Here is a 13,444-nt window from a genome sequence, read left to right on the forward strand (position 1 = left end):
CAATCACCTTCAATAAATTTAAAAAATTAAAATCCTTTCAGACAAACTAAGATTGGTAAGATTTACAATTCACTCATCATTTTATTAATCAATATGTTTGTTTGTTATATGTATATTAATGAGTTTTTGCTCGTATAGTTTTAAAAAATCTCACAAAATGTCGATTTGTCCTTAATTGAAAATAGCACAAAATTTACAATCCCACAATTAAATTTACAAATTCTTAACATTACATTTCTGTAAATATAACAATTATGTGTTTTTACACTTGGTAAACCTAGTGATTTATAAATCTTAATTTATGTTCAATATCAAATTGTACGCATTTCCATTTCTATTATAAAACAATATCACACTACATATAATTGCATATTTGTTATAGTGATTCAACTAGTAATTTCATCGCTGCTTATATTATTGTAATTGCTTATTTTTCTACTATGCTAAAGTCATAACATTAGTACATAAAAAAACTTTGGAATATAAAATGACTTCCAAAGTTATTGCGATAATCTTTCTATTATTTCGTTTTGATTAGGAAACATAAATTTAACTTCTGTTCCTTCTAGCTCCTGAGAAGTAATATCTACCCGTATGCCCAAACTATCCTTAACATTATTTACAAGATATAAGCCGATGCCCGAAGACGTGGTCTCATTTCGAAATCCCGTAGAGGTAAACCCTTTATCATAAATTCTCGGTAAGTCTTTCTTACTTATCCCCCTACCTTCATCTTTAATAACTAATGTCACATGATTATGATCCTTAAAGCTTTGAATATGAATTGTCCCTTCGTTACTATATTTAATAGCATTAGATAATATTTGCCTAATCATCATGCGTGACCATTTACTATCTGTATATACATTATAATCATTTTCAAAATTAAGATCGTAATCAATACCTTTAGCCTGACTAATATATCGTGTGATTTGTATCTCTTCTATAACTAATCTTTTCAAATCGACATATTCAAAAAACACATCATTATTTCGTGACTCTAACTTTGTTAAATAGAGTTGTCTGTCTAGCATATCGTTAATGCGTGACCATTCAAAAAGAAGTGCACGTCTTCTTTCTATATCTTGTTCTTTTTCAATCATTAATTTTAAAGCTGTCACCGGTGTTTTAATATCATGTACAAAATCAGTGAGCGAAACTTCAGTTGAACGAATTTGTTTTTTTTGCTCAGTGACCACCATTTTTGGGTCTGTAATTTTTTGATATAAATAATCGACAACTTCCTTTTGAAACGGTGTATCAGCTAATGCTTTATGTTTAAGTGCTTCGGGTTCTATATTATTTTCCAAATGTAAATAAAACCTTATTTCTTTAATATAAGTAAACATCAGAAAAACAACTGATAATCCTAGATTTAATACTATGATATATAAAATACTGTTCACACTTATATCAACATCAATATATGCTATACCTAAAACTATAAGATGTAATGCAATTAGCCACAATATCCAATTTATACGTGAATGGATAAACTTAAAGATCCATTTAAAATGTGTCATGCGCCATGTATCCTTTACCTATCTTCGTTTCAATTGCATCTTTCATATCAATATCTGCCAATTTTTTTCTTAAACGATTCACGTTAACTGTAAGTGTATTATCGCTCACGAAGGCTTCATCATCCCATAACGCTGTAATTAATGTGTCTCTCGTTACAATCTCACCTTGCTTTTTCACTAACATTTCTAAAATAATCATTTCAGTTTTAGATAAATAAATTACATTATCCGCTTTAGTTATACTATCTTTAGACAAATCAAGTGTTGCATCTAACCAAGATAACACCCGTTTTTCTTCTATACTAAATTGATACACTCTTCTATAGACAGCTTGAAGTTTAGCTATAAGTACACTAGTATTAAAAGGCTTTTGTACATAGTCATCTGCACCCAATTCCATGCTCATTACTTGATCCATAGGATTATCTCGAGATGATAAAAACAAAATCGGTGTATTGGAAATTTCTCTTATTTTTCGAGTCCAATAGAAACCATCGTATTTAGGTAATTTGACATCCATAATTACAATAGCAGGATTCACTTCTTTAAATGGCGTCAATACGTCATTAAAATCATCGATACCATTAACTTGAAAATCCCATTGTTCAAGTTCTTCACTTAATTCCTTAAATAATGACATATCATCCTCTACTAATAAAATATTCACAATTCCACCTCTTTTTATTTTGTGTATTTTATATCTTCACCTGACTGAATACGCCCATTAAAATGTTTAATACGACAATCTATTTCAAAACCTCTCATCATTAAACCTTGAAATGGCGATTGAATTAAATAATATATAGGCCATATTAATTTAGGTATATAGTCATACAAATGAACGATAACTGTTTGTGTACCTTGTAATTTTCGAAATTCTAATTTACCTTGTTTCTTTAAATTGGGTTTAACTAAGGTACCACCCACTAGATGTAATGTAATCATATTTTCTTCTGTATACGCCTTGTGCAACACAAGTAATGGCTTACTTTTATCTTTAATATATATCATATAATTATTATCGTCCCTGTAAGTATGTAACAATGTGCCATTTGTTTCATTTAACCAACTCATGTAATAGTCTACCATTTGGTTAAGTGACCAATTCATTGGTAGTTGCATACTTAACGCACTACGTACATCATCATATTTTGAAACTTGAAGTTCTACAGCCACATGCGGACGTGGTACTTTCGTTTCTGTTTTTTCTACTGACACACCATACGCAGATAAGCGCTGTACCGTTTCATCATCAAATCGCCCGCCACTGATGTAAATCATTTTACTCACACCTTGTTTAGCAGCAGCGCGCCCAAAGTTGTCTGCAGCAATAAGGTTCATATCTCTAGCAGTAGCTTGAGTGAGTTTGGCTGAATGTTTCGTAGGATCTAAATAGAAAATAGCTATATCCATCGTTTCCATTGATTCTAACACGTCATTGTAATTAAAAATGTCTTTCTTTAACCATGTTATATCTTTAAAATCATCTTCTTTTGGGTATTTAGACATTGTAAATAGATTCGCCTCTGAATTGATAAATTGGATAAGATGCTTTCCAATATATCCTGTTACACCTGCCAATAAAATATTAGGTTTCATAGCCTTACCTCCTGATATTAGTTTACCTCAATTTTATTATTGTCTAGTAAAATCATGCTAATGATGTTAAGTTATACTATAATTGAGCATTAGCAAATTAGAAATGAGGAGTGGACACTTATGGTTCATCAAATTCGAGAAATTAGTATCAATGATATAGATGCTTTCATAAAATTATTAACTACAATTTATGATGAATCTGACTATTTGATATATAATCCTGGTGAATATGCACCATCTACTACAGATGCCATATCTCATTTGGAACATTTCATAACATCGTCTTCCAATGCCATTTACGTAGCTGAAAACAATAACGAGCTTGTTGGTTTTGCGACTGTTACTACAGAAAATTTAGAACGTGCACGTCACGAAGCCAACTTTTCAATGGGTGTAATTAAACACTACAGAGAAAAAGGATTGGGACAAGCGCTAATTAATTCTATAGAAGCATGGTGTTTAAATCATGAAATCCGTCGTATCGAAGTCTCAGTAGTACCGGAAAATGCAACTGCCGTCGACTTATTTAAATCTGCAGGGTACCAACTAGAAGGCGAGTTAAGAGATAAACTTTATATTGATGGTCGCTATTACAACAAATATGTTTTATCTAAATTATTATTATAATCTACCTCTTAGATCATGAAGTAAACGTTTCTTTATTATTATTCTAATAATAAAAGCAATAAAAGCCAAATAACAATATTGTTATTTGGCTTTTATTATTAAGTTTTTTATTTTTTAATACGGATTTAATTCGATGCCATTTGGATTTGATTCTCCAGATTTTAATTCTGTTTCTACACCTGAAGCACTTGTATTTCTACTTAAGAATCTCAATGTATCTTTCATATTTTGTTGTGACTCTGGCTTATTCATATGAAATTGATACTGATGCCTCAATTGGTGCGAACCATCATAAAATAATTTATCAGTAGGCACATCTTTAGATTTTAACTTCTTATAAAATGCTATGTTTTGACTATAAAATGGATCAGCATCGCCCACCGATAAAAATGTAGGAGGATAATCTTTTGTAACCTGATTTATTGTAGACATTTCACTTATATATTTAAATTGTTGTTCCCAATCTCGCTGACCTGTATAACTTTCCATAAAAAGCTGTATTCTAGGAAATTCTGTAGCTTTCACTGTCTTCATATCATAAAAACCACCATAAAAAATAGCCGCTTTAATTTGATTTGGTTTAAACTGTTGTTTAAACTTCATATCATCTCGTAAAGCTTTGTTGGTTTGTATTGCTGTATATTGGCTAGACAATTGTGCTCCGGCCGAATCTCCACCAAACACAACCTGATTAAAATCAATAGGTAATTCATGCTGATTCTTTTTAATAAACTGTACTGCTCGATCAATCTGATTTAATTGAGTTGGGTATTTATTGTCAGGCGCAAGGGCATAGTTTACATTTACCACTATATATCCTTGTTCAGCAATTTTTGAGAGTAATGGGTTTTTATATTGTTTATCGCCAGCGATATAGCCACCACCATGCATCCAAAAGATAACAGGTAATTTGTTATCTCTTTCTAATTCAGTCGGTGTTAATATATCTAGTCTACTATTGGGTAGCCCTTTACTATAAGTAATATTTGTAAATGCATTTACATTTTTATTATTGATTTGCACCTTTTCTCTTACTTCTTGTGCATGTTGTCGATCAAATTGCTGTTTCAACAACACTGCAGTAACAACTGCAACAATTACAAATATAAAAAGCGTAATAATGGTCCATTTGTGTTTTTTCTTCATGCCTTACCTTTCCTTTCGGATGCATTGTAACATAATTTATAATGACACTGTAGTAAATGTAAATACTATCGTTATATAAACAAAACCCCAGCCTACTTTTTTAAGTGGCTGAGATCTATTTAATTAAGCAATATGCTTTTTATTCTGACTCTTTCTAAAATAATATTTAATAAGTACTGCAACAACTACAATTAATCCTATCACACCCATAATTGGATATAAGAAATTAATTAGGCCAGCGAAACCGACAAAACTTAAACCATATGCTACTAATGACATAACAACTATCAATATATGATATTTTTTACTATATGGCTCTGTAAACCTTGCTGCAAATGAATACATGAGTCCAAGAATTGTATTGTACATTACCGCCAACATGATGATTGATAATACTAACCCTAACCATGGAGTGATATTATTCGCTAAAGTTAACGTTGGAATAGAGACATCTTTAATTTTTGGATATTCTGCTTGTAATGCAAAATTGATCAGTGCAAGTAAAACAGTATAAACAACACCACCAAATAATGCACCTGAACCCGCAACTTTACGTTTAGAAGCGTCTCCACCTATTGCAACTATTGTACTAAAACCAACTGCAAATGCTAAACCACCATAATTAATACCATACATAATACCTTTCCAAATACTCGTTTCTGGCATTGTTTGGTTTACTTTATCGAATGAAATGCTTCCATTAAACAAATAATATACTGCGATGGTTACTACCAAAATAATTAAAAATGGCGTCACCACACCTAATGCACGGACAATTTTATTAAAATCCATCAATAACGTGATATATATTGCAATTACCATAATTAAGGCGCCCAACCAAGTTGGTACACTAAAACTTTCTTCAAATGTTGCACCAGCACCAGCAATCATTGTCACCGAGATACCAAATAAGAAAAAGATTAGTAAATAATCTATAATTTTACTAAATGCACCACCAAATAAGTAATCTAATGTTGATTCATGATTTTGTGCATCAAATGCTGTTCCTATTTTAGCAACTTGTCTTCCAATAAACCCTAAAATCAAACCAGAAAGTAGAACACCTATGTAAGACCATAAACCAAATGGTGTAAAGAATTGCATGACTTCCTGACCAGTAGAAAAACCAGCACCTACAACGATGCCAACATAAGCAAAACCAATTTTTATAGCTTCTTTATTCAGCCCCATCTACTAAAAAACCTCCTCATTGTTAACACATTGAGTTATTATAACTCATAGAATATATTTTGCAACATAGTAAAATATAAAATTACAAAAAAAATTCAATACACTACTTACCAATTTAAATTTAAAAAACCTTTGGTTATACAATGTCTTTTTGATTATACTTTAATAATCATAATTCGATTTTTTTAATTTAATTTTTACTTTAGAAAAATTTAACAACAACTATGCAAGGTTTTTTAAATAAAAAACCAGAGAACTCATATATTTAAGTGAGTTCTCCGGTTTTTATTCATCACGTCAAAGTCCAATACTAATCTTTCAATTAAAGTATATCGTACATTAATGTGCATTTTTAAATCGATTAAGTTCATTGAAATCTACCACTACATTGTCCATACGTTTAGCAGTTTCTTTAAGTACGTTACGCGCAACGCTATTAGACGGATCTAATTTAAGTATTTGACGAGAAACATCGAATGCTTTTTTATCAGAAATAACTGGTTCGGGAATTGCGTGTAACAATAACATTTGTAATAAACTTTTCACTTCTTTGCCATCAGTAAGTTTTATGGATGACTCTGCATGATAAAAAGCAGAATCTAAAGCCCCTTGTAGTTCACTAAGCGGATAAACTAATAATAGAAAAGCTAAATCATGCATTTCTGCCGTCTCTTCCATTTTCATCATATCTAAGATACATGTATAAAACATGATACTTTCTACTTCATGTGCACTAGAAATATAAGCTTCTTCAAATTCCATAAAATCTGCTTCGGACATCAAACGTTTAACTGACTCAAATTCGCCGTTTAAGACATGCTTTTTAATTAACTCTTTCATGGCAATGTCCTCCTAAGTCTCCAGATTTCTATAATAGTTAGCTTCTATTTTACCATAATATAACTATTTATTCATTTAAAAAAGAAGCTCTTCACTATATTAACTGAAGTTTGATCACTAGTTACAAGAACACTACCTTAAATGAGCTAGAACTAAAATCACCTATTCCAAACGATTTACCCGTATATACTGCTCAGTATTAACCAAAGGTTTTATTTAAATCTGCAATAGCATCTTCAATCGAACCACCAACAGATAATTTTACCGCTGCTGTAAAACTGCCTTCGACAATTGGGGCATCCACTTTTTCTATTTGATAATTTCCCGTGTACATTTCAATAGCCAAATCTAAATTCATCTCTGCCGAACCAATATCGTAAAAACAAAGTGCATCGTCATCTAACTCATTGACTAAAGTTTGAATGTGATCATATGAAGTACCGATGTTACCTTCGACACCACCTTGTGCAATCACAGGCACTCCATTTGCCATTTGATTCAATAAATCTTTTGTTCCATTTGCGATATCTTTACTATGGCTAACAATTACAATTGTCGTCATAATTATTCATCTCCAATCAATGCGTTTAAAATATAAACACTACTTTGTGCGCCTGGGTCAATATGACCTATAGATGCCTCTTTAAAGTAGGAAGCTCTTCCTTTAGTTGCTTCTATATCTTTCGTTAAATCTGCATACGATTGTAAAACTTCTTCCGTTAACTTTTCATCATTTTCTGCCGCTTCACTTGCACGCTTAATTACGTCGTACATCGTTTTTTCATTTAACTCTACTTTTCCTCTTTGAGCAATGGCCTCCGCAAAAGTATTTAATATCGTTTTTAAGTTGCTATCGTTAATGTCATCTTCTGCTACTTGAGACATCTTAACAAAGCTAAATCCGTATAATGGTCCTGAAGCACCACCAATATTTGACATTAATGTCATACCTGTAGACTTTAACAAACTCTGCATAGAACTATCATCAATATTATCTGGCAGTGCTTTAAATCCTCTAACCATATTTACCCCGTGATCGCCATCACCAATCGCACGATCTAATTCAGTCAATAAATCTTCTTTTTCTTCAAATATTTCTACTAAATTAAGTAATCTATCTTTCAATTCGGCAACATTCATATTTATTCGCTCCTTTTCACAAAGTTATATGTCTTAATTAAAGTACGAACTTTCAGTGGGTTCTGACAGTGCCGTTAATACAGCTTCGTTATATGGTATAAAAGTTAATGAAAAACCTTGCATATCAAGCGCAGTCATATAATCTCCAACCAACCAATGTTTGACTTCAATATCTCGTTGCTTCAAGTTATCGTTTACATATTTCGTTACTATATTCAATTCTGATAACGGCGTAGCCCCCATTCCATTGACCATAACTATAAGCTGCTTCGCTTCAACTTCTTTCATTAATTCCGAAATTAATCGTTCTACAATTTGATCTACTGGCAATATTTTTTCTCTAGACAATCCTTTTTCACCATGAATACCGACGCCAATCTCCATTTCATCACGCTCAATATCAAAGCCATATTGTCCTGTAGTAGGTACCATTGGTGCAGTTATTGCCATTCCAATCGTTTTAATGTTAGGTATAAATTGTTCTACCTTCTCTTTTATATTATCTAAGGGCTCCCCTTGACCGGCCAAATATCCAGCATACTTGTGCACTAAGACAGTTCCTGCAACCCCTCTCCTTTTATCTTCATCACTCACTGCAATATCATCTTTAACAATAACTGTGGCCACTTGAATATCTTCCATTTCTGCCATCTCTTGTGCCATTTCAAAATTCATAACGTCACCGGCATAGTTTTTCACTACGAGTAGCACGCCATCCCCATTATCTACAGCTTTAATTGCGCTTAGTATTTTATCAGGTGTGGGTGATGTAAAGACTTCCCCGCATACAGCAGCATCTAACATGCCATCCGCCACGTATCCAGCGTGTGCCGGCTCATGCCCGCTCCCGCCTCCAGACACAATAGCGACACCTTGTTTTTTCTTTTCTTTTCTTACAACAACAGTATCTGCAATGACTTCAATTTGAGCATTCACTTTTGAAAGTCCTTCTAACATATCAGTTAAGAAAGATGTCTTTTCTTTAATTAACTTTTTCATAAGGTTAACCTCCTGTTATCATTGTTCTCTTACATTATACCCCACTCACAAATGTAAACGCTAACACTAAGAAAGAAATCTATTTAATATTCATTTACAAGGTACAATAAAAGGATGTACACCACTTTCATGGTATACATCCTCATTATCACTCATTTATACAGATTTCGTTTTATACATCAAATATAAGAAATAAGGTGCACCAATAATCGCAACTACGATTCCTGCCGGCACGCCAGAAGGTTGTAAAATAACTTTACCAATCGTATCTGCTAATACTAATAAAAACGCACCTATCAATATGGATATAGGTAAAAACAATTGATGTCTTGGACCAACAATAGATTTAGCGATATGCGGCCCCATCAAACCAATGAATCCTATTGCACCAGCAACTGATACAGCTGCTGACGATAAAATCACTGCCACCAAGAGAAGGACAATACGTTCTTTTCCTATTTTCACGCCTACACCTTGGGCAATATATTGATGTGTATTTAATAAATTGAGCACATTGGATTTAAACAATAAGAATGGAATTAAAATAATAACCCATGGTAAGAACGCTATAACAAATGCCCATTCATCTCCCCATATATTACCTGCAAACCACGAGGCAATAAATTCAGATTGGTCTTCATCAAATTTGGACATTAAAGTCAGTGAACCACCACTCAGTGCTGCAGCCATACCTACACCCACAAGTACCATACTCGCAGGTGTAATACCTTCCCCTTTATTATAACTAAAAGAAAAGATTATCAATGCTGTTAATATGCCCCCAACCATACTTACAAAAGGCAGGATATACACAAAGTTATCCGCATTGACTTGTCCAACAACGATAAATAATGCTATAACAAAACCACTACCTGCATTGATTCCTAAAATCCCTGGTTCTGCTAATGGATTCCTTGTAACACTTTGTATCACAGCACCACTCATAGCTAGTGCTGCGCCTGCCAAAATAGTAATTATCATACGTGGCAGCCTAAATTCCATCAAAATAAGTGTATCTGTATATGCTCCTTGACCTACCAACGTCTTAAAGAAAGTACCTATCGACATTTTATATTCCCCTGAGGTCATACTCCATGCACAAGCAAGCAAGACGAGTACACATAAAATAACCATTGTTATCCATTGTTTATACCTAAGTTTTGGATTTATCATGAGAAGCGACCTCCTCTTTTAACTAAATATAAGAAGTAAGGTACGCCTATAAATGAAATGATTGCTCCCACTGGTGCTTCGCCTAACATGCGCGCAACAGTATCTGCCACAAGCATTAACAAACCACCGACAACAGCTGTTAATGGAACAACACGTGCGTAATCTGTACCTACTAAATAACGTACGATATGTGGAACCATGAGTCCAACGAACGCAATTTGTCCAACCATAGCGACTGCTATACCAGCAAGTACCATAGATAAGACCAATGTAATGCCTCTAGTGAAAGCTACGTTTTGCCCTAACCCTCTTGCTAGAGTTTCACCTAAATTCAATATGGTTAATTGTTTACTCATAATAATAAGTACAACTAGTGAAATAATAATAAATGGGGCGGCCCAAATTAGTTGACCCCACGTCGTACCAGAAACACCGCCAGCACTCCAAAAAGTAAGACTTTGATTTAATCTAAATAAAAGTGCGACACCTTGGCTTAATGCAGTTAATAACGCACTGACTGCTGCACCAGCAAGAATTATGCGCATAGGATTAAAACCATCACTTCTTGACTTTCCTATCATTAATACGATAAAACCACCTAACAACGCGCCTATAAAACCAGCAAACATCAGTACTAAAAAAGGCGCAGAAGGGTAAAGTGCAAAAGTGAGTGCGAGCATAAATGAAGCTCCAGAGTTCAAGCCAATTAAACTTGGATCTGCTAATCCATTTTTAGTAACACCTTGAATCACAGCTCCTGAGGTAGCCAATGCAACACCTACTAATATTGCACCTATATCTCTGGGTATTCTGATTTCACTAATAATATTGTGCTGTTGGTTTTTAGAATCATAATTGAATACCGCATCAAAGATTGTAGTTATATGAATCTTGGCATCACCCAATAAAATAGACACAGTAAGTGCAATTAATAATAAGACAACACTCACAAGTAGTGTTGTCGTAAAGTTTAGTTTCCCTTTTCTCTTTGTCATCATAAATTAACTCCTAAACCTCTGTATAGCTCTTTCTACATAAATCATACGTCACTAACATAGGTTTTCCCGTTCTAGGATCCGTGCTAATTTCAACATCAATGTTGAATACTTTTTCTAAATTTTCTTTAGTTAAAACTGCTTCAGTATCTCCATGCGCAACGATATCCCCATCTTTCATAGTAATTAAGTGATCTGAGAAACGTACCGCTTGATTGATATCATGTAACACCATAATAATTGTACAATCTTGTTCACGATTTAGCTGCGTAATTAATTCTAAAATTTCCAATTGATGAGAAATATCTAAATACGTAGTAGGCTCATCTAAGAAAATGATATCTGTGCGTTGTGCTAGTGCCATAGCAATCCATACTCTTTGACGTTGTCCTCCACTTAAATCATTAATTGGGCGATGTTTAAAATCATAAGTTCCCGTAACAGTCATAGCCCAATCGATTTCCTTTTTGTCTTCAGCAGACAACCGACCGAAACCTTTTTGATGTGGAAAACGACCATATGAAACTAATTCTCCGACTGTCAGTCCATCTGCAACCTCAGGAGATTGAGGTAAGATTGCAATTTTTTTAGCTACATCTTTTGTAGATTGCGCATGCAAACTTTCACCATCTAATTTTATTTGACCATCTTTAATTGGCAATAAACGCGACAATGCTTTTAATAACGTTGATTTCCCACAACCGTTAGGCCCAATTATTGAAGTGATCTTCCCATCTGGGATATGAATATCTAAATGATCTACAATGACATTATCTCCATAACCTATAGTAACTTGCTCTCCTAATAAACGGTTCATAAGTTCCCTTCTTCCTTATAATAAGCATAATTCTTTATCTATAATTTCCTTCTATAATTTACGACAATATATTTATTTTATTTTTAATTAATTTTTGTAAATGATAATCATTATCACAGGTGTCATTATATCATTTTTTACTAATATTGACTATCAAATATTATTACTGTAATTATTAATTATAGCTACTATGCCCAGTAGGAAACTATGGTGAATTTTATTTTTGAGTTGTGGGATGATGATATGATGATGACAAAGATTATTTTATTTAAAAAAGCCTTGTTTCTTGGTAACAGACCAAAAGACAAGGCATCGCACATTGATTGTACATTGTAATTAAATTAATGTTCATCTATTAAAAAACCATTACCATATACATCGCGTACATCATGAATAACTAAAAAGGCGTCGTCATCTATTTTTCTAATTAACCGTTTGGCCTTTGTGACTTGCGTCTTTGTAATAACAACATAAAGTATATCTTTATCTTGTTTTGAAAAATAGCCTCTACCGTTGAGTATAGTAAGCCCGCGTCCAACTTGTTCATCAATAACTTTTGCAATTTCATCAGGTTTACTTGAAATGATGGTCATTGCTTTTTTCGTATTTAAACCTTCAATAACATAATCCATTACTTTTGTGCCAATATATAATGAGATTACTGTAACTAAGGCACTGGCAATAGGTATCACTGTTAAAGAAATCGCTACTACAATTAAATCAAAGAACAATAAAGCATACGGCGTGCTGACATCTAAATACTTATTAGCTATCTTCGCTAAGATCGTAGTACCTGCAGTTGTACCACCTGCTAGTACGATAACGCCAATTCCTAGGCCAACACACGAGCCACCAAAAACTGCATTGACTAGTAAATTTCCAGTTTCAATATGCCAACTTTCAGTCAGTTCTAGAAATACTGATATTAATATAGTGGCAACAATTGTTAAATACATACTTCGCTTACTCAAAAACTTATAGCCTAAAGCAATAAGTACGGCATTTAATACGAAGTTAGTGATACTTGGAGAAATGTGAAAGGCATAGTAAAGTACAATTGCTAGACCAGTCACGCCTCCTTCACCTAAATCAGCAGATATAATAAATGTATTTACGCCTGCTGAGAATACAAACGATCCGAAAACAATTAATATTAAATCACGCGCTGTTTTATTCACCCACACAACCCCCTTATATTTGGTTCAATCAATTGAATGTTAGCAAATATCAACACATACCACAACATCATTATGAATAAATAATGTTCCATTTTTTCTATAAAATTGATTGTATTGACCCTTAATTAGCAACACATACTTAATTTTTAAAAATTCTGAATTTTCGATTTACTTATACGTGCTACTTTGCTATAATAAAATTTATCTTCTTATTGA

Annotated in this window: 14 protein-coding genes; 1 reads left to right on the plus strand and 13 read right to left on the minus strand. The window is 33.2% G+C overall.

Translation table 11 applies throughout. From position 1 onward, the window contains the following. Positions 1-500: 500 nt before the first annotated feature. The 3 genes from QMO72_RS11010 to QMO72_RS11020 are packed head-to-tail and all read right to left on the minus strand — an operon-like array spanning position 501 to position 3,122. A complete protein-coding gene (locus QMO72_RS11010) occupies positions 501-1,523 on the minus strand; it encodes a sensor histidine kinase (protein WP_103268112.1) in 1,023 nt (340 codons plus the stop codon). Further along, entirely contained in the window at positions 1,510-2,190 is a 681-nt protein-coding gene (locus QMO72_RS11015) for a response regulator transcription factor (protein WP_103268113.1), read from the minus strand. Before QMO72_RS11015 ends, QMO72_RS11010 begins: the two co-directional genes overlap by 14 nt. A 14-nt stretch (positions 2,191-2,204) precedes the next feature. Continuing rightward, entirely contained in the window at positions 2,205-3,122 is a 918-nt protein-coding gene (locus tag QMO72_RS11020; protein ID WP_103268114.1) for an NAD-dependent epimerase/dehydratase family protein, read from the minus strand. 120 nt (positions 3,123-3,242) lie between these two features. On the opposite strand from QMO72_RS11020, the gene QMO72_RS11025 reads away from it, so the two are divergent. Next, positions 3,243-3,749 (plus strand): GNAT family N-acetyltransferase, encoded by a 507-nt coding sequence (locus tag QMO72_RS11025; protein WP_103268115.1) that lies wholly within the window; start codon positions 3,243-3,245, stop codon positions 3,747-3,749. A 114-nt stretch (positions 3,750-3,863) separates the two neighbouring features. On the opposite strand, the gene QMO72_RS11030 is transcribed toward QMO72_RS11025, so the two are convergent. The 10 genes from QMO72_RS11030 to QMO72_RS11075 all read right to left on the minus strand — a co-directional run bounded on the left by QMO72_RS11030 (position 3,864) and on the right by QMO72_RS11075 (position 13,228). Then, positions 3,864-4,895, minus strand: a complete 1,032-nt coding sequence (locus QMO72_RS11030) for an alpha/beta hydrolase (protein WP_069823519.1) — start codon at positions 4,893-4,895, stop codon at positions 3,864-3,866. Between the two features lie 123 nt (positions 4,896-5,018). Then, complete coding sequence (locus QMO72_RS11035; RefSeq protein WP_069823518.1) at positions 5,019-6,086, minus strand: YkvI family membrane protein; 1,068 nt, start codon at positions 6,084-6,086, stop codon at positions 5,019-5,021. 339 nt (positions 6,087-6,425) lie between these two features. After that, positions 6,426-6,926 carry a hypothetical protein gene (locus tag QMO72_RS11040; RefSeq protein WP_069823517.1) on the minus strand — a complete coding sequence of 167 codons (501 nt, stop codon included), beginning with the start codon at positions 6,924-6,926 and terminating at the stop codon, positions 6,426-6,428. A 199-nt stretch (positions 6,927-7,125) separates the two neighbouring features. Then, entirely contained in the window at positions 7,126-7,488 is a 363-nt protein-coding gene (gene dhaM / locus QMO72_RS11045; RefSeq protein ID WP_103268116.1) for a dihydroxyacetone kinase phosphoryl donor subunit DhaM, read from the minus strand. A 2-nt stretch (positions 7,489-7,490) separates the two neighbouring features. Then, the gene (gene dhaL, locus QMO72_RS11050; RefSeq protein WP_103268117.1) at positions 7,491-8,066 is read right to left on the minus strand and encodes a dihydroxyacetone kinase subunit DhaL; all 576 of its coding nucleotides are present in this window, start codon (positions 8,064-8,066) and stop codon (positions 7,491-7,493) included. Between the two features lie 33 nt (positions 8,067-8,099). Continuing rightward, positions 8,100-9,065: a dihydroxyacetone kinase subunit DhaK gene (dhaK, locus tag QMO72_RS11055; protein ID WP_103268118.1), complete on the minus strand. Its 966-nt coding sequence runs from the start codon at positions 9,063-9,065 to the stop codon at positions 8,100-8,102. A gap of 156 nt (positions 9,066-9,221) precedes the next feature. Further along, the gene (locus QMO72_RS11060; RefSeq protein ID WP_103268119.1) at positions 9,222-10,238 is read right to left on the minus strand and encodes a FecCD family ABC transporter permease; all 1,017 of its coding nucleotides are present in this window, start codon (positions 10,236-10,238) and stop codon (positions 9,222-9,224) included. Further along, positions 10,235-11,236, minus strand: coding sequence for a FecCD family ABC transporter permease (locus QMO72_RS11065; protein WP_046837104.1), 1,002 nt, complete (start codon positions 11,234-11,236; stop codon positions 10,235-10,237). Before QMO72_RS11065 ends, QMO72_RS11060 begins: the two co-directional genes overlap by 4 nt. Positions 11,237-11,246: 10 nt before the next feature. Continuing rightward, positions 11,247-12,050 (minus strand): ABC transporter ATP-binding protein, encoded by an 804-nt coding sequence (locus tag QMO72_RS11070; protein ID WP_103268120.1) that lies wholly within the window; start codon positions 12,048-12,050, stop codon positions 11,247-11,249. 341 nt (positions 12,051-12,391) lie between these two features. Beyond that, entirely contained in the window at positions 12,392-13,228 is an 837-nt protein-coding gene (locus QMO72_RS11075) for a YitT family protein (RefSeq protein ID WP_103268121.1), read from the minus strand. Positions 13,229-13,444 lie beyond the last annotated feature (216 nt).

This window comes from Staphylococcus casei, assembly GCF_030294405.1.
In the GTDB taxonomy this organism is placed as follows: domain Bacteria; phylum Bacillota; class Bacilli; order Staphylococcales; family Staphylococcaceae; genus Staphylococcus; species Staphylococcus succinus.